Genomic DNA, 16,886 nt, shown 5'->3' on the forward strand with positions numbered 1-16,886 from the left:
CGCGGTCGAGAGTGTCAGTGCGCGCGCTCGGCGAGGTTCGCGGATGCCCAGCGCCCGAGCTGATTCAGGATCGGCAGCAGCCCCTCGCCACTGGCGGTGAGCGCGTATGACACGGTGACCGGCGGGCCGGGATCGACCGTGCGGGCGACGAGTCCGGCGTCGGCGAGTTCTGCCAGGCGATCGGAGAGCACGGTGTCGCTGATCCCGCCGACGCTGCGTCGCAGGGCGACGAAGGTCGAGGGGCCACCTCCGAGCGACGACACGATCATGCCGTTCCACCGTTTGCCGAGCACGCTGAAGGCCAGTGTGACGGCAACGTCGCACACCTGACGCTCTTCGTCGACCTCGGCCATGGCCCCATCCTACTCGTGCTACGTTAACCGATGCCGCTAAGAAAAACCTAGCGACTACGAAAATGAGAGGTAGGCCCATGTCCTTGTTCCGCCTGGATGCCAGCATCCTTCCCGCGTCGTCCGCCAGCCGTGCGCTCGCCGACCTCGTCGAGGCCGAGTGGACCGCGTCGCACCCCGACTCCACCGTCACCCGCCGCGACCTGGCGAGCGACCCCGTGCCCGCGACCGCCTGGGCGGATGCTGTGACCGGCGGCTTCGTCGACGAGGCCCAGCGCACCCCCGCACAGAACGACGCGCGCGCCCTCGCCACGCGGTTCGCCGACGAGCTGATCGGCGCCGACGCGCTGCTGTTCGCGGTGCCGCTGTACAACTACGGCGTCTCGCAGCACTTCAAGACCTGGTTCGACCTGGCCTACACCGACCCGCGCATCGACCCGACCGGCACCGCCCTGAACGGCAAGCCCGCCACGCTGGTGACCGTCCTCGGCGGCAACTACGCGGAGGGATCGCCCAAGGAGGGCTGGGACCACTCGACCGGTTGGCTGCGTCGCGTGCTCGAAGACGTCTGGGGCCTCGACCTGCGCGTCGTGCAGCGTCCGTTCACCCTGGTCGGCGTCAACCCGGCACTCGACGCCTTCGCCGACACCGCGCGCGAGCTCAAGGAGAATGCCGAGGCCGACGCCCGCACCTACGGCCGCGAGCTCGCAGCGACGCGCGACCCCCGGGTGGCCTGAGCCGGGGCCCTTTCGAATCGCGCAAGTGGTCCGTTCTGGCCCGGGAATGCGACCAGTTGCGCGATTCGAAGGCAGAGGGGCGGGCCGCGACGCTCAGGCGGGCGTCGCCGCCGGATACGGATGCGGCAGCCACACCGTCACGATCAGACCGCCGTCCGTCCGCGGGGTGAGCACCAGCGTGCCTCCGTGCGCCTGTGTGATGCGGTCGACGATCGCGAGGCCGAGCCCGACGCCCGCGTGATCGTCATCGCGGGTGCGCTCGGCTCCGCGCTGGAACGGCTCGATGAGCGTCGCGACACGGTGGGCCGGGAGCGGGTCGCCCGTGTTCTCGACGACCAGCGCGACCGCATGGGGCAGCGAGTGCGTGCGCACGGCCACCGACCCGCCCGATGACAGGTTGTGCACGATCGCGTTGAGCACGAGGTTCGTGACCAGCTGCGGCAGGAGCGCGGACGATCCGAGCACCGGTGCCGGAACACCTCCCACCTCCACGGCGACCCCACGACGATCGGCGAGAGGCACCAGCGCCTCCACGGCCTCTTCCGCGAGGAGCGACAGGTCGACGATCTCGCGCGGGAACGTCCTGCGATCCGCGCGGCTGAGCAGCAGCAGCGCCTCGGTCAGGTCGATCGCACGGGTGTTGACCTCCTGCAGACGGGAGATCAGTGCATCGACGTCGCGGTCGGGATCCTCGCGGGCTACCTCGAGAAGGGTCTGGGAGATCGCCAACGGAGTCCGCAGCTCGTGCGAGGCGTTGGCGGCGAACCGCTGCTGCTCGGCCACGTGGGCCTCGAGCTGTTCGAGCATCGAATCGAAGACGTCGGCGAGGTCGCGGAATTCGTCGCGGGGGCCGGGGAGTGCGACGCGATGCGACAGCGAACCCTGTGCCGCCAGCCTCGCTGCGTCGCCGATGCGTGTGAGCGGCGCCAGCATGCGTCCGGCCAGCAGCCACCCTCCGCCGAGGCCCAGCGCGAGAAGCACCACCATGACGATCGAAGCGACCGGTACGAACGCCCGGATCAGGTCGGAGCGGTTCGGCACCCGGACCTCGAAGTAGGGGATCTGAATATCCGGCACGTATCGCAATAGATACAGGGCCACCGCGGCGAGGAGCAGGAGTCCGGAAACCAGCACGACCGCGGCATAGCTGAGCGTGAGCTTCAGACGGGCGCTCATCCCGCGGCGCCTACGCATCGGCATCCGTCCCGATCCGGTACCCGACGCCCGGAACCGTGAGGATCAGCCACGGCTCGCCCAGTCGCTTGCGCAGAGACGAGACCGTGATGCGCACCGCGTTCGTGAACGGGTCGGCGTTCTCGTCCCAGGCCCGCTCCAGCAGTTCCTCGGCGCTGACCACTCCGCCCTCGGCATCGACCAGCACCTCCAGCACGGCGAACTGTTTGCGGGTCAGGGCGACGTAGCGGTCGTCGCGGTACACCTCGCGGCGGAAGGGGTCCAGGCGCAGGCCCGCGACCTCGAGCACGGGTGGCCGGCTGCGCTGTCGGCGACGGTCGAGGGCGCGCAGACGCAGCACGAGCTCGCGCAGTTCGAACGGCTTCGTGAGGTAGTCGTCGGCCCCGATCTCGAACCCGGTCGCCTTGTCGTCGAGCCGGTCGGCGGCGGTCAGCATCAGGATCGGGATGCCGCTGCCCGAGGCCACGATCCACCGGGCGATGTCGTCACCGGACGGGCCGGGCACGTCGCGATCGAGTACGGCGAGGTCGTAGGAGTTGATGCTCAGCAGCTCGAGGGCGGTGTCGCCGTCGCCCGCGATGTCGGCGGCGATCGCTTCCAGCCGCAGTCCATCTCGTACCGCCTCGGCGAGGTAGGGCTCGTCCTCGACGATCAGTACACGCATGGCTGCGATCCTACGCAGTGCGGCATATCGGCAGCATATGCAAAAGCGCATACGCCCTGGCAACCGACTTCCTTCTTCACTGGGAGCATGAACACCCCCACCACTTCATTGGCGCCGCGAGTTCGTCGCCGTCGTCGAGTCGTCGTCACAGCGATCGCGCTCGCCGGGGCAGTGATCCTCGCTTTCGCCGTGCAGCAGTCTCTGTCTGTGGCGTTCGCCGACACGGCGCACACGGGTCCGTCGCCGGCATCCACCCCCGTGCCGAGCAGACAGGTGTCCGGCTCGGTCATCGCCCCGAGCGAGGCGGACGGCGTGATCCGCGAGGGCGAACAGCCCACCGTCTTCGACGAGGACCGCCCCGCTGTCGGCAAGCTCGATCGGGCGCTGCTCGACGCGCTGCAGCGGGCGGCATCGGACGCTGCGGATGACGGGGTCGAATTCCGTGTGAACAGCGGATGGCGCTCACCCGCGCTGCAGGAGAAGACACTGCAGGACGCGATCGTCCAGTACGGCTCGGAGTCCGAGGCGCGGCGCTGGGTGGCCACCCCGGAGACCTCGGAGCATGTGACGGGCGATGCCGTCGACCTCGGCCCGTGGTCGGCGCTCGACTGGCTCGTGCAGCGCGGATCGCGCTACGGACTCTGCCAGATCTACGCCAACGAATCGTGGCACTACGAGCTGCGCCCGGAAGCCATCCACGACGGCTGCCCCGAGATGCTCGCCGACCCGACCCAGGATCCGAGGACGAAGCGATGACCACTCTTCTCTCCCCCCAGCGCGCGATCCTCTCGCGCCTGCACGCACCGACGCTGTGCGCGCTCCCCGATGCCGTCGTCGAGAACATGCGGCGCGTGCAGGCAGTGACCACCGTGCCGATCATGGCCGTGGTGAAGGCCGATGGCTACGGGCACGGCGCCGTCACCGTGGCGAAGGCCGCGGTGGCCGCCGGTGCCGAATGGCTCGGGGTGACCCAGGTCGCCGAGGCGGTCGCGCTCCGTGAAGCTGGACTCGCGGTGCCGATACTCTCGTGGCTCAACCCGGCCGGCATCGACGCCGAGGCGGCTGCCAGGCACGGCATCGACATCGCGGTCGGCTCGGTCGAAGAGCTGCACCAGCTGATCGCCGACGCCTCCTCCCCGGTGCGCGTGCACCTTCACCTGGACACCGGGATGGCCCGCGGCGGGTCTCCGCTCGCCGAATGGCCGGAGCTGCTTCGGCTGGCGCGCGTCGGCCGCGGCAGGGTCGAAGTCGTGGGAGTGATGGGACACCTGCCACGAGCGGACGAGGCCGATCCCGCGGCGAACGCGGCCGCGGTGCTGCGCATACGACAGGGGCGAGACGCCGTGCTGCGGGCGGGCCTGGGCCCGGTGCTCGTGCACCTCGCCGCGACGTCCGGTGCGCTGACCGATCCGTCGACCCACTTCGGGATGGTCAGGGTCGGTGCGGGTCTGGTCGGCATCGATCCCTCGGAGACGACCGCCCTGGTCGGCGCTTCGCGGTGGACCGCACCCGTCGTGCACAGCGCTCTCGTGCCGGCGGGGACGGCCGTCGGCTACGGGGGCGCACACCACACCGACCGGGAGACGCATCTGGCCGTCGTCGGGGTCGGATACGCCGACGGCATCCCGCGAGAGCTCGCATCCGGCGCAGGACTGGAGATCGGCGGGATGCGGCATCCGATCGTCGGCAGGGTGTCGATGGACCAGATCGTGGTCGACACGGGCACGGTGCTGTTCCCGCGGGGCACGGTCGCGACCGTGTTCGGGCCGGAGGGAGGGCCGGTGCCCTCGGTGCAGGAGTGGGCGCGGTGGGCGGACACGATCCCGCACGCCATCGTCACCGGAATCGGAACGCGAGTGCAGAGGAGCGTCGCATGACGACGAAGGTTCTGGTCATCGGCGGCGGGCAGAACGCCGAGCACGAGGTGTCGCTGGCGTCTGCCGCCGCGGTCGCCGCCGCGCTGCGGATGGGCGATCACGAGGTGACGTGCGTGACCATCGACCGTGACGGGATCTGGCGCGTCGAGGGCCGCCCGAACGGGGGATCGGCGGCCGAGTCGCTGGCGCTGGCGATTCCGCTGCTCACACGCACCGACGTGGTCTTCCCCGCGGTGCACGGCGCCCTCGGCGAAGACGGTGCGCTCGCGGCGCTGTGCGCGCTCGCCGGAGTGCGCGTGGTGGGGTCGGGGCTGCGTGCCGGGGCCATCGGCATGGACAAGTGGACGACGAAGCTGGTGGCGGATGCCGTCGGACTGGGCACCGCGCGCGGTCGCCTCGTCTCGGCCGACGACATCGGGGATGTGGAGTTCGAGAGAGAGGTCGTGGTGAAGCCGGTGTCGGCCGGATCGAGCCACGGAGTGAGTCTCGTGACCGAAGAGGGCGAACTGCTCACGGCACTGCGCGAAGCGGCGCGCTTCGACCGGCGGATCCTGGTCGAAGAGGTCGTGCGGGGGCGCGAGATCGACGTCGCGGTGCTGCGCGAGAAGGGCGGCATCCGCTGGGCGGCGCCGCCGCTGGAGATCCATGCGACAGGGCTCTTCGACACGGCGACGAAGTACGACGGCAGCGCGCGCTTCACGGTCCCGGCGCAGCTCGACGCGGCCGAGGTGGCGGCGCTCAAGCGCGCCGCGATCGCGGTGTTCGACGCCCTCGGATGCGATGGGGTCGCGCGGATGGACTTCTTCCTGACCGAGCGGGGACCGGTGCTGAACGAGGTCAACACCATGCCGGGGCTGACGGCTGCGTCGCAGGTGCCGCGGATGTTCGCGGCGGCGGGTGTGACCTACGTCGACCTGGTGGCACGGCTCGTGCGTGCGGCGACGTGACGGCGTCTTCTGCGCACCGCGTCGGATGGCCCGACGTCGCGAAGGGCATCTGCATCATCCTGGTCGTGCTGTGGCATGTGGTGACCAAGCACGCGATCCACGTCGCGGATGCAGGTCCCGTGACCGACGCGTGGGCGACGTTGAACGCCCAGCTGCTGCCGCTGCGGATCCCCCTGTTCTTCCTGGTCTCCGGGATGTTCGCCGCGCGGGCGGTGCTCGCCGAAGACGGGAGTTCCTGGCGGCGACGGGCGGCGCGGCTCTCGCTGCTCTACGTCGTCTGGGTGCTCATCCAGACGTTCGTGCTCGCCCTGGCACCCGACTTCGACACGGCTCGGGCGACCGACGGGTGGGAACTGCTCGCGCAGTTGACGGTCAGCCCGACCAACCTCTGGTACCTGCTCGCGCTCGCCGTGTACCTGGCGATCGGTCGCCTCACCCGCGGGCTCTCGACCATCGTCGTGCTCTCGGCGGCCTTCGTGATCGCGGCCGTCGCCGGCGCGGGAGTCATCCCCGACCTCGGAAACCTGTGGCAGCTGGTGCAGAACCTGTTCTTCTTCCTCGTCGGGCTGCGGCTGCGCGCGGTGGTCGAACGCTTCGCGACGAGTGTCGGAATGTGGCGCACCCTCGCGCTCGCGGCCGTGTACGTCGCGGCGCTGGCGCTCGTGGCAGGCCTCGCCATCCGCCTGCTGCCGGGGGTGTGGCCGGGGCTCGCGCTGATCGCCGTGGCTTTCGGGGTGTCGCTCAGCGTGCTGCTCGACCGGCATGCGGGTGCGATCGCGCGACCACTGCGCTGGATCGGACAGCGGACCCTGCCGATCTACGTGCTGCACATGATGCCGCTCGCGCTCATCGATGCGGGGCTGGATGCTGCGGGATGGAGGACGACGCCGGTGCTCGAGGCCATCGGCCCCATCGTGCTGACGGCGGCCGTGATCGCGATCTGTCTGGGAGTGCATGCGCTGCTGGTGCGCTGCGGGCTCGGGGTGCTGTTCGACCCCCTGCAGGCGACCGACCGCCTGACGCCTCGGCTGCGGCGATGACGGACGGCTGATGAAGGCCTCTGATGAACCCTCTCGACAATCGGCGGACGACGGCGGATGCTGGAACCATGGCGGCCTTCACAGCGGACAACGCATTCAGCGGATTCAGCGTCGACGACATCGACGCGGCGGAAGAGTTCTACGGGACGGCTCTCGGCCTCGACGTCGAGCGCAACGCCATGGGTTTCCTCGATCTGCGGCTGCCGAGCGGCGGGTCGATCCTCGTCTACTCGAAGCCGAACCACACGCCGGCGAGCTTCACGATCTTGAACTTCCCGGTGGCGGATGTCGATTCCGCGGTCGACGAGCTCATCGCCCGGGGAGTGCAGACCAAGATCTACAGCGACGAGGAGTTCCCCTCCGACGAACGCGGCATCGTGCGCGGCAACGGTCGGGGCCCGGACATCGCGTGGTTCCGCGACCCTGCGGGCAACGTGCTCGCGGTCATGCAGGCCTGACGACGAGTCCGGAGAGAGACGGCGCCCCGGAGACCGAGGTCTCCGGGGCGCCGTCGTGCGGTCGCCGCGGCTCAGCCGAAGGCGGCGTCGGGGTAGAGGCCCTCGGCGATCAGTCGCACAGCCGAGACGTTGCCGAGCGTGCCGGGGAACAGGTCGTTCGAGGGCACCGCGATCAGTCGACCGTCCCGCACGGCGGGCATGTCGGGGAAGGTCGCCGCGAGGTAGGAGCGGACGGCGGCCTCGTGGGCCGGGTCTGACACCGCGAAGACGAGCGCGTCGGGTGCTTCGGCGGCGAGGGATTCCGGGGTGATCTCGGCGGCGAAGAAGTCGGCGAACGCGGGGTCTTCGGGCGTGAAGACATTGTCGGCGCCGGCGCGCTGCAGGATGTCGTACTCGATCCCCGCACCGATCGCGGTGAGGGTCGTCCCCTCGACGAAGACCTGCGCGACGCGCGGGCGGTCCTGTCCCTCGACCGCCTTGTCGACGGCGGTCAGCTCCGCCTGCGACGACGCGATCAGGTCGTTCGCCTCGTCCTCGACGTGGAAGATCGCGCCGAGGTTCTCGAGGTCGATGAAGAGGTCGTCGACGGTGCCCTCCATGCGACGGTCGAAGCATCCGCCGGTCGCGGTGTACGCGCTGACGCCGGCGTCTGCGAGCTGCTCGATGCTGGCGAAGCCCTGCTCGGCGGTGAACTCGTACGTCGTCGGCGAGTACACGAAGTCGGGCTCGACGGCGAGGAGCTCCTCGCGGCTCGGCGGGGAGTCTCCGCCGATGACGGGAACGTCGGCCGCGAGGTCCGCGACGTCGGCCGGCAGCTTCTGAGCCGTGGCCTGGGCTTGACCGGCAAGCGAGTCGGCGAGGCCGAGGCGCAGCAGCAGCTCGGTCTGAGACGGGTGCATTCCGACGACGGCGGTCGGCGTGGACGGGATGTCGACCGTGCGGCCGCAGTTCTCGATCGTGATCGCCTCGCCGGAGGCGGCGGGTGCCGTCCCGGTGGAGACCCCACCACCGCATGCGGTGAGGGCGATCGCGCCCAGACCGACGGTGACGGCGGCGAGCACGCGGGTGGTTCGGGTACGGGGTGTCATTCTTCTTCTCCTTGGTTGAGGGGTACGGGTTCGGGTGTCGGGCAGATCAGCCGACGGGCTGGCGCGGGTGGAAGGTCATCGCCCTGGCACCCGTGTCGACCTCGATGGCGATACGGGCGGTGACGTGGAAGACCTCGTCGACGAGCGCGGGGGTGAGCACGGTGTCGGGCGGGCCGAAGGCCACGAGCCTGCCCTCGTCGAGCACGGCGATGTCGTCGCAGAACGCCGCGGCGATGTTGAGGTCGTGCAGCGCCGCGATCACGGTCGTGCCGAGTCCGCTCACGACGCGCATCAGGTCGAGCTGGTGCGCGATGTCGAGGTGGTTGGTCGGCTCGTCCAGCACCAGGATCTCGCCGCTCTGCGCGAGCGCGCGGGCGAGCATCACGCGTTGGCGCTGACCGCCGGAGAGCGATCGCACCAGGCGGTCGCCGAGGTCGTGCACGTCGGCGGTGCGCAGAGCGTCGTCGACGATGCGTTGATCCTCCGGGGTGTCCCGGCTGAAAGGCGGGCGATGTGGCGACCGGCCCACGAGCACGGTCTCCCGTACCGTGAGGTCGAACTCGGATGGCGAGTCCTGCAGCATGACCGACACGGTGCGGGCAAGTGTGCGCGGGGCCAACTGCGAGACGTCGGCGCCGTCGATCAAGACGCGTCCGCTGAGTGGGCGCTGACCGGTGAAGAGTGCGCGCAGGAGCGTGGACTTGCCGCTGCCGTTCGGGCCGAGGAGCCCCACGATGCGTCCGGTGCCGACCTCGAGGTCGATCCCGTGCAGCACGGTGCGGCCGCCGCGGGCGACGCTCACGTCGTCGAACAGCACGCTCATCGGTCGAACCCCGCCCGCTCGCCACTGCTGCGCATCAGCCACAGGAAGAAGGGCGCCCCGACGAAGGCGGTGAGGATCCCGAGGGGGATCTCGGTCGGCATCGCGACCGTGCGGGCGAGCAGATCGGCGACCATGAGGAACAGCGCGCCGCCGAGGACCGTGATCGGCAGCATCCGCCGATGATCCGAGCCGACCAGGAGCCGGGCCATGTGTGGGACGACCAGGCCGACGAAGCCGATGCCACCGCTCACGGCCACGATCGCACCGGTCAGGAGCGAGGCGAGCACGAGCAGCAGGCCGCGCAACCGGGTCGTGCGCACGCCGACCGCCATCGCCGACTCGTCGCCCGCGAGCAACGCGTTCATCGACCGGGAGAGGCCGAACACGGCGATGCAGGCGATCGCGAGCGCGACCGCGGGGATCACGAGCGACGACATATCGGCGGCGGAGACGCTGCCGAGGAGGAAGAACATCACGCTGACGACGTTCTGGGCGTCGGTGGTGAGCGTGAGATAGCTGGTCACGGCACTCAGCAGAGCGCCGAGAGCCACGCCGGCGAGGATCATCCGGGTCGGGGACAGCTCTCCGCGGATGCGTGCGAGCATGGCCACGAGGATGCACGCGACCATCGCCCCCACGAAGGCCGCGCCACTCATCGTGAGCCCGAGGAACGTGGCACCGCCCGAGACGATCACCAGCACGGCGCCGACGCTCGCCCCCGAAGAGACGCCGAGGATGTACGGCTCCGCGAGCGGGTTGCGTACCACCGCCTGCATCATCGCCCCGGCGAGAGCGAGCCCGGCGCCTGAGAGCGCGGCCAGGAGCGATCTCGGCACCCGGAACTGCCACACGGCCTGGTCCTGCAACGGGGTGAGGGTGCCATCCGACATCCAGGGCATGCCGGGGATCAGGTGGCCGATCACGATCTTCGCGGCGTCGACGGGCGAGACCGCGACGGGCCCGGTGGCGGCGGAGAAGACGAGGACGAGCACCGCGAGCACGGCGATCGTCGCCACGGTCGGACCGACGGGCAGCATCCGCCGACCCTTGCTCCGGCCCCGGGCGCGCTCCCCGCTGCGTCGCCGCAGGAAGGGGAGGCGTCGTTCGCGCCGTTCGGTGAGGATGGCGGTCGACTCGCTCACAGGCTGACTCCTGCCGCGACGTCGGGTGTGACCCCGCACGTGACCTCGGCTGCGAAGTCGAGCACCGTGAGGCCCAGTTCGTGGAGCGCAGCGGACTCGTTCGCACCGTGCCCTGCTCCCGCGGCCGTCCACTGCCGCGCAGACCCGCCGGCCTTCTGAAGTGCCTCCACCATTCGGTGCGTGTCGCGAGCGAGCACCCTGGTGTCCTCGCCGAGCACGACCCCCAGGTAAGAGGGGATCGGAGCCCCGACCGGAAGCTTTTCGGCACGGGCGAGAGGCGAGAGGGCGCGGAGTCGAGTGCGCGATTCGGGGGTGCCGTCGTCGCCGAACTCCGCTCGCCAGCGCGCGCCGAGCGGATGATCGTCCAGGGCGAGCAGATCGAGTGGAGCGGCGGTGGTCACGAAGCCTGCACACAGCTCCGGATGCGCGATCGCGCAGCCGGCCGCGACGACTCCGCCCAGGGAGGCCCCGGCGAGCACGAGCAGCTCGGGGCGGGTGATCCCTGCCTCGATGAGCCCGCGCGCGACGTCGGCGAGGTCGGCGATCGTGCGGTTCTTGCGGACACCACGACCCGCCTCGCGCCAGGCTTGTCCGCGCTCGCCACCACCGCGGAGCTGCGCGGAGGCGTATGCCCCGCCGAACTCGACCCACGCGGGCAGTGTGGGTTCGAAGAGCGGGAGAAGGGGCACGCCGAACCCGCCGTAGCAGGTCAGGATCATCGGCAGCGGACCCTCCACTCCGCTCGGCGACGTCACGTGGACGGTCAGGATCTCGCCGTCGTCGGCCGGGAAGTCGTAGCGCACGGTGGTGCCGAAGGTGCGTGTGGGGGACGGCGCGACCGTGATGCCCTCCTTCGTGCGCTCGACGATCTGCGGCGGAGTCAGCGGCCCCTCGACGCCCAGTCGCAGCACGCCTTCGCCGACGCCGATCATGGTCGTGGTGAGCGCATCGGCGGCGGTCGAGGCCGCTTCGGAGCGTTCGACCTCGATGCCGTCGACCAGGTCGATGAGCACGCTGCGTCCGTCCACCACGGCGAGCACGACGACGCGTTCATCGTGCACCGCGACATCGACGATCTGCGCGTCGGCGTCGTGCCAGTGCCAGAGCAAGCCGCCCTTCGCGCCGCTGCCGCTCCCCACACCGTCGTTCCCCACGCCGTCGTTCGCCACGCCGTCGTTCGCCACGGCATCGAGACCGCCGTCGTGCCACACGAGGACTCCGGTGCGTCGATCCACGGTGTCGAGCGGGGATGCGCGCAGGAGCGCCGGCCACCGACCCAGCGGCGTACCGGTGGCCCGGTCGGTCAGCGTCGTGCCTCGCGAACCCGAGCTGAGGGCGCGCAGGCCGCTCTCCCCGCCGGGGAACAGTCGCAGTCGCACGTCGGGCTCGAGGGGGATCGCCCGCTGCTCGCCGGTCTGCAGGTCCAGGGTCACGAGCATCCGGTCGCGGCTGGCGACGACGTCGAGGCTCCGTGAGTCGGACGCCCACAGCACGGTGTCGTAGCGCAGGCGGATGTCGGGGTGCAGGCGCAGCGTGCCGGCGGCGACATCGACGATGCCGAAGACGGCGTTCTCGTCGGCGGAGGGCGCCCACTCGACGGCGATGAGTCGGCGGTCGGGGGAGGGGAAGATCCGGTGCAGGTGGCCGTCGGGCTCGATCACGGTCGTGCCGTCGAGGCGATGGATGCCGCGGCGCAAGCGCTCGTCCGCCCGACCCAGCGTGAAACCGCCGATCGGCAGGCCGGGGCGACCGTGGCGCTCCGCACGGGTGAGGGTGTCGTCGAGCATCGATCGAGGCGCGCTCATCGGCCCACCAGATCGTCGACGCGGTCGTCGCCATCGGCCCACAGCAGGTGACCACCCTCGTCGAGCGGGGTGGGGAGCTCGATCGTCGAGATGTCGTCGTCGTCGACGAGGTGGATCGTGCCGTCTCCGCCGCTGGTGACGGCGATCGTTCCGGCGTCGGGATCGATCGCGATGGACCGGCGCTGTGCGGGGCGACCGTCGACGCCGTCCCACGGCATCTGTCCTGCGCGGGGCGGATGCGCCATCGTCGGGATCGGGGTGATCCGCGAGACGCGCGCGTTTTCACGATCGATCACGATCACGACATCGCCGTCGGGGTGGATCACGGAGACGGCCGCAACCTCCGTGGCGAGGGCGAACCGGAACGCGAGCCCCGGCGGCAGCGGCACGGCACGGGATGCTCCGGATGCGAGGTCGATCTCGACGAAGGTGTTGGTCCACTCCGGCCATGAACCGGGGGATGCCGGTCCTCCGCGGACGATGCCCGTGGCGCGTCCGGTGTCGCCGGCGAGGCGCAGGTAGTACGCGCGCCCTTCGACGGGCCACGGGATGATGCCGATCGCGCGGGGCACGCCCGCATCGATGGCGAAGCGCTCCAGGCCCCGGCTCGTCGCGATGCCGACGATGCCGGACGCCGGGTCCATCACGTCGCCGTGTCCGTCTGCGGCGAGGTCGTCGAGGACCTGTCCGCGCAGGACCGGGGTATGCGGCCCGACGTCGAGAGCCGTCGCGAGGGGCAGTGCCTCGACCGCTCCGGGCTCGCGGTGGCGGAGCACGATCGTCGGCTCTCCCGTGGCCTGATCCGGAGCGATCACGATCCCGGGTTCGCCGGTGCGCACCCGGAAGCGCACGGAGGAATCGGTTGCGAGATCGACGACCGACACGAGGTCTGTCCAGGGCTCCTCGTTCATCCCCAGACCCGAGGTGACGACGACGTGGCGGCCGGTGGAATCACAGGCGAGGTGCTCGGCCGGAATGGCGATCGGGATGCGGCGCACGGAGTCCGTGTCGCCGATGACCAGCGCGCCGCCCCGGTCGTCGGCGAAGGCCCAGCGCCCGGGCGCTCCGGCGGGGAGGCGAAGGAAGCCCGCGTGCTCGGCGAGCCAGCTGTCGGCGACGACGACACGCCGGGAGGCGTCGTGGATCTCGTAGACGACTCCGGCCCGGTGATCAGCGGCGAGGAGGGGTGTGGAGGAGGACATGTCAGCGATCCTAGTAGATATTGAGAATCATTATCATTTAGGGTCGACAGTGTTCACACACCGTGAACCCGACCCGCTGTCTCAGATCGCGGGACGGAAACCCCACTGAAGGAGCACGAAATGGAAAAGCAGATCCTCGCCGAGATCGAAGAGTCCGAGCAGCTGGCGCACCTGTCGGCATCGCACTCGAACGCACTGGTCGAGAACCCCTTCGACTGATCGCGGATCCTTCCGTCGCGCTCTCGAGCGCACTCCCGTCCGGCCGGGCGTTCGCGCCCGGCCGGGCCCATCACCGAGAGAATCCATGACTTCCGAACCCCGCATCCTGCCGCTTCCCGACTCCGGGGCGCATCTCGTCATCGGCTCCGACGGTCGCCCCCGGATCCGTCTGCGCACCGGACGCTTCGTGCTGCTCGACACACCGCCGACCGACCTGGACGCCGCGCTCGCCGGCGTCGCCGACGGCGCGGCCGCGGACTACCTCCGCCGCCTGGCCGCCGAGGTGCAGGAACGCGAATCCGCCGACGCGCTGCGCCGCTGGCCGACCGAACGCCGCGCCGTCTGCCTTCTCGGATCCGGCCCGCTCGTGGACGATCTGCAGCGCCTGCTCACGGCCTGGGGAGCACAGATCACGGCTCTCGACGCGGACGCAGCAGAGATCCCGGATGACGCGGCGCTCGTGGTCGCGTACGCCGAGGATGCGCACGGCCGTCGCCGCTGGGCCGAGCTCGACCGGCTTCCGCCGCGGGGCGTCACCTGGCTCCGCGCCTACCGTGAGGGCGAATGCCTCCTGATCGATCCGCTCGCCATCGATGGCGATGACCCTACGTCGGTCCAGGTCATCGCACGACGGATGGCCGCGAGCAGCGCGCCGGCCTCCATCGAGGCGTGGCAGCGGTCGGCGCCCCCTGCCGATGTGATCATCGATGAGGCGGCGAGAGTGCTGGTCCTCGCCCGCCTGCTGCACATGATCCTCACCTGGGCGCGAGGCGACGCGGAGCTCGACCGCCTGCGCACGACGCTGTGGAAGCTGGTGCCGGCGACCGGCTCCGTCAGCGAGCACACCGTTCTCCCCTTTCCTGCGGCCCCACGCCGGGTGCTCCGATGACGCCGCCGCGCGATGCCCGCCTCCACACCGTCGTCGCGGATGACGGCGCCCTGCTGCGCGGCTGGGTCTGGGGGCCCGCAGAACCCCGCGGCGTGGTGGTCATCCGCACGCCCTACGGGGCCTGGCGCCACGGTGACACCGCCCGCGCCTGGGTCGGACGGGGCTACCGCTGCGTCATCCACGACGTGCGCGGGCGGCACTCCTCCGACGGCGAATGGCATCCCTACCTCGCGGAACGCAGCGACGGATGGGCGGTGATCGAGGCGGTCAGGGCCGAGAACCCCGGGGCCCCGCTCGTGCTCTCGGGCGGCTCGTACGCCGCGCACACCGCCCTCGAAGCCGCCAGGGCCGTCGACGTCGACGCGCTGGTGCTCCTGGTCCCGGCGCTCGGGCTCGCCGAGACCGCGTGGGACGAGAACGGACGACCCCAGCTGCTCCACCGGATCGGGTGGTGGCACCAGCACGGTCGCGGACCGCGCTCCCTGCCACCGCTGACGGACGAGGGGCTCGCGGCACGCGTCGAGCGGGCGACCGCGGTCGGCGTGCACCGGGCTGCCGAGGAATGGGGGTGGTCGCACGAGGTGCTGTCCGGGTGGCGACGGCTCTGGTCCGCGCCCGCCGTCGATCTCGACCGCGCGTACGGCACTCTCCGGGCACCACTGCTTCTGATCCGCGGCGATCACGACTTCTTCTTCGCGGATGCCGGTCGGCTCGCGGCCGCCTGGCAGGGACCCGTGCACCTGGTCGACGGCCCGTGGGGACACCGCCTGGCCGCAGACATCGACGACGAAGAAGTACGATCCCGACTGCGCAGCGCGGGCGGCATCGGGGGCGTTCTCGACGCCTGGCTCGCTGAGAACGGCCTGCCATCCGGGGAATCCGTGACGGCATCCACTCCGGTATCCACCGCGGCATCCACTCCGGCATCCGTGACGGCATCCACTCCGGCATCCACCCCGGTCCAGGCGGATCCGCAGCCGACCCGCCGCACCAGATCCGCCTTCGAACCCGAGACCGGCCGCTGGCGGTACGAGAGGACAGCATGACCCTGCACGACACCCCTCACCGCATCCCCGATCGTGCGACGCTGCCGGCCGAGTCGCTGGTCGATGCCGAGACCGGCATCATCCGCTCGGTGCGGGAGGTGCCGCATCCGGTCGGCGCTCCGCACCGGTACCTGGCGCTCACGGCATCCGTCGCCGACGCCCGCATCCTGGGCGAGTGGCCCGCCGACCGGGTGTCGCTCGGCACGTCGTTCGGAGACACCGCGCAGGCGCACATCGCCGCGATCGGCGAGGGGGTCGAGCGCTACTGCGGCAACTGGTTGCCCGACGTGCTTCCGCCCGACGAACTCCGAGTCGGCACCGCCGACGACCTGCGTGCCGACGGAGAGACCGTCATCGCCGAGGCCGATCTTCCTCGTTTCACCGACTGGCAGCTCACGCGCCCCGGCTTCCCGTATCAGCGGTTGCTCCCTTCGACGCCGACCCTCTGGGCACGCTGCGACGACCTCGACGGCGGATCCGTCTGGATGCCGGATTCGCTCGTGCACCTGAACTGGCGGCAGTCGCGTTTCCGCTCGCTGCCGCGGACGCACCACCTGAACTACGCCGGCATCGCCACGGGCGCAGGCTTCGACGACGCGCGCGACCGCGGGGTGATCGAGGTCATCGAGCGGGATGCGCTCGAGGTGTGGTGGCACCTCGACGGACCGACGTTCGGCATCGATCCGGCGACCGTTCCCGGACTGCTCGACGATCTTGAGGGGAGCAGCCTGCGCGTGTGGCTGGTGGCGATGCCCTCGGAGTTCGCCCCGGCGATCGGCGCGCTCGTGTACGACGAGGAGCGGGGGCTCTACGCCGCGGGGTTCTCGGCCTCTCTCGATCCGGCGCGCGCCGCGCGGAAGGCGGTGCTCGAAGCCGTGCACACCTGGATCTACACGCAGGGCTGCATGACGGCCGACGGGTGGGTGTTCCGCGCGGTCGCGGAAGGGCTGATGGCGAAGGGGCTCACGCTCGACTTCCGTCCCGACGCCGACTACACGGCCACTGCGGGGTCGCAGTTCGAGAACGTGATCGATCTCGGTGCGCACGTGCAGGTGTGGCTCGACCCGGCGGTGCACGGCGAGGCGCGCCGCTTCCAGTCGCCGGCGCAGGGCGTGCGCCCGCTGAGCGCGATCAGTCCGGTGACGATGGCCGAGGTCTACGAGCGACTGCGCGATCGCGGGCACCGGATGCTCACGCGTGACCTCACGACCTCCGACGTGCGGCGCACCGACCTGCGCGTGGTGCGCTCGATCGTGACCGGCCTCGTGCCCAACGCGCCGGCGGCGTTCTCGTACCTCGGGATGCCGCGATTCCGCGAGGCGGCGCAGGAGCGCGGCTGGCGCTCGACCTGGACCGGTGGCCCGGAGGACTTCACGCTCCTCCCGGCTCCGCACATGTGAGGCCG

Annotated in this window: 18 protein-coding genes; 10 read left to right on the forward strand and 8 right to left on the reverse strand. The window is 70.8% G+C overall.

All coding sequences use genetic code 11. From position 1 onward, the window contains the following. Positions 1-14: 14 nt before the first annotated feature. Entirely contained in the window at positions 15-353 is a 339-nt protein-coding gene (locus tag ACFVWL_RS08700) for a winged helix-turn-helix transcriptional regulator (RefSeq protein ID WP_387181197.1), read from the reverse strand. 77 nt (positions 354-430) lie between these two features. Here ACFVWL_RS08700 and ACFVWL_RS08705 point away from each other — a divergent pair, with 77 nt between their 5' ends. Further along, entirely contained in the window at positions 431-1,087 is a 657-nt protein-coding gene (locus ACFVWL_RS08705; RefSeq protein ID WP_387181200.1) for an FMN-dependent NADH-azoreductase, read from the forward strand. A 93-nt stretch (positions 1,088-1,180) separates the two neighbouring features. Here ACFVWL_RS08705 and ACFVWL_RS08710 read toward each other — a convergent pair whose 3' ends face one another. Beyond that, entirely contained in the window at positions 1,181-2,263 is a 1,083-nt protein-coding gene (locus ACFVWL_RS08710; RefSeq protein ID WP_387181203.1) for a sensor histidine kinase, read from the reverse strand. A 10-nt stretch (positions 2,264-2,273) separates the two neighbouring features. Then, positions 2,274-2,945: a response regulator transcription factor gene (locus ACFVWL_RS08715; protein WP_028503005.1), complete on the reverse strand. Its 672-nt coding sequence runs from the start codon at positions 2,943-2,945 to the stop codon at positions 2,274-2,276. An 87-nt stretch (positions 2,946-3,032) separates the two neighbouring features. On the opposite strand from ACFVWL_RS08715, the gene ACFVWL_RS08720 reads away from it, so the two are divergent. From ACFVWL_RS08720 to ACFVWL_RS08740, 5 genes are all read left to right on the forward strand, one after another. After that, complete coding sequence (locus ACFVWL_RS08720) at positions 3,033-3,701, forward strand: M15 family metallopeptidase (protein WP_387181205.1); 669 nt, start codon at positions 3,033-3,035, stop codon at positions 3,699-3,701. After that, the gene (gene alr / locus ACFVWL_RS08725; RefSeq protein WP_387181209.1) at positions 3,698-4,822 is read left to right on the forward strand and encodes an alanine racemase; all 1,125 of its coding nucleotides are present in this window, start codon (positions 3,698-3,700) and stop codon (positions 4,820-4,822) included. Before ACFVWL_RS08720 ends, alr begins: the two co-directional genes overlap by 4 nt. Then, positions 4,819-5,769 (forward strand): D-alanine--D-alanine ligase, encoded by a 951-nt coding sequence (locus ACFVWL_RS08730; protein WP_387181212.1) that lies wholly within the window; start codon positions 4,819-4,821, stop codon positions 5,767-5,769. The genes alr and ACFVWL_RS08730 overlap by 4 nt, the downstream gene beginning before the upstream one ends. Continuing rightward, positions 5,766-6,809 carry an acyltransferase family protein gene (locus ACFVWL_RS08735; protein ID WP_387181215.1) on the forward strand — a complete coding sequence of 348 codons (1,044 nt, stop codon included), beginning with the start codon at positions 5,766-5,768 and terminating at the stop codon, positions 6,807-6,809. The genes ACFVWL_RS08730 and ACFVWL_RS08735 overlap by 4 nt, the downstream gene beginning before the upstream one ends. 68 nt (positions 6,810-6,877) lie before the next feature. Continuing rightward, complete coding sequence (locus ACFVWL_RS08740; RefSeq protein ID WP_387181218.1) at positions 6,878-7,267, forward strand: VOC family protein; 390 nt, start codon at positions 6,878-6,880, stop codon at positions 7,265-7,267. A 71-nt stretch (positions 7,268-7,338) separates the two neighbouring features. On the opposite strand, the gene ACFVWL_RS08745 is transcribed toward ACFVWL_RS08740, so the two are convergent. From ACFVWL_RS08745 to ACFVWL_RS08765, 5 genes are read right to left on the reverse strand one after another with little or no spacing between them, the layout of a single operon-like run. Beyond that, positions 7,339-8,355 (reverse strand): ABC transporter substrate-binding protein, encoded by a 1,017-nt coding sequence (locus ACFVWL_RS08745; protein ID WP_387181221.1) that lies wholly within the window; start codon positions 8,353-8,355, stop codon positions 7,339-7,341. A 46-nt stretch (positions 8,356-8,401) separates the two neighbouring features. Further along, complete coding sequence (locus ACFVWL_RS08750; RefSeq protein WP_387181223.1) at positions 8,402-9,178, reverse strand: ABC transporter ATP-binding protein; 777 nt, start codon at positions 9,176-9,178, stop codon at positions 8,402-8,404. After that, entirely contained in the window at positions 9,175-10,320 is a 1,146-nt protein-coding gene (locus tag ACFVWL_RS08755; protein WP_387181225.1) for a FecCD family ABC transporter permease, read from the reverse strand. The genes ACFVWL_RS08750 and ACFVWL_RS08755 overlap by 4 nt, the downstream gene beginning before the upstream one ends. Continuing rightward, positions 10,317-12,125 (reverse strand): prolyl oligopeptidase family serine peptidase, encoded by a 1,809-nt coding sequence (locus ACFVWL_RS08760; RefSeq protein ID WP_387181228.1) that lies wholly within the window; start codon positions 12,123-12,125, stop codon positions 10,317-10,319. The genes ACFVWL_RS08755 and ACFVWL_RS08760 overlap by 4 nt, the downstream gene beginning before the upstream one ends. Further along, positions 12,122-13,327 carry a hypothetical protein gene (locus ACFVWL_RS08765; protein WP_387181231.1) on the reverse strand — a complete coding sequence of 402 codons (1,206 nt, stop codon included), beginning with the start codon at positions 13,325-13,327 and terminating at the stop codon, positions 12,122-12,124. The genes ACFVWL_RS08760 and ACFVWL_RS08765 overlap by 4 nt, the downstream gene beginning before the upstream one ends. A 120-nt stretch (positions 13,328-13,447) precedes the next feature. On the opposite strand from ACFVWL_RS08765, the gene amiA reads away from it, so the two are divergent. From amiA to ACFVWL_RS08785, 4 genes are all read left to right on the forward strand, one after another. Then, positions 13,448-13,546, forward strand: a complete 99-nt coding sequence (amiA, locus tag ACFVWL_RS08770) for a streptamidine family RiPP (RefSeq protein ID WP_017831216.1) — start codon at positions 13,448-13,450, stop codon at positions 13,544-13,546. Positions 13,547-13,631: 85 nt separating this feature from the next. Beyond that, positions 13,632-14,435 (forward strand): hypothetical protein, encoded by an 804-nt coding sequence (locus tag ACFVWL_RS08775; RefSeq protein ID WP_387181235.1) that lies wholly within the window; start codon positions 13,632-13,634, stop codon positions 14,433-14,435. Continuing rightward, on the forward strand, positions 14,432-15,481 hold the full coding sequence (locus ACFVWL_RS08780; protein ID WP_387181237.1) for a CocE/NonD family hydrolase: 1,050 nt from the start codon (positions 14,432-14,434) through the stop codon (positions 15,479-15,481). The genes ACFVWL_RS08775 and ACFVWL_RS08780 overlap by 4 nt, the downstream gene beginning before the upstream one ends. After that, positions 15,478-16,881 (forward strand): YcaO-like family protein, encoded by a 1,404-nt coding sequence (locus tag ACFVWL_RS08785; protein ID WP_387181240.1) that lies wholly within the window; start codon positions 15,478-15,480, stop codon positions 16,879-16,881. The genes ACFVWL_RS08780 and ACFVWL_RS08785 overlap by 4 nt, the downstream gene beginning before the upstream one ends. The last annotated feature ends 5 nt before the right edge of the window (positions 16,882-16,886 follow it).

This window comes from Microbacterium sp. NPDC058269 (genome assembly GCF_042881445.1).
GTDB lineage: Bacteria > Actinomycetota > Actinomycetes > Actinomycetales > Microbacteriaceae > Microbacterium.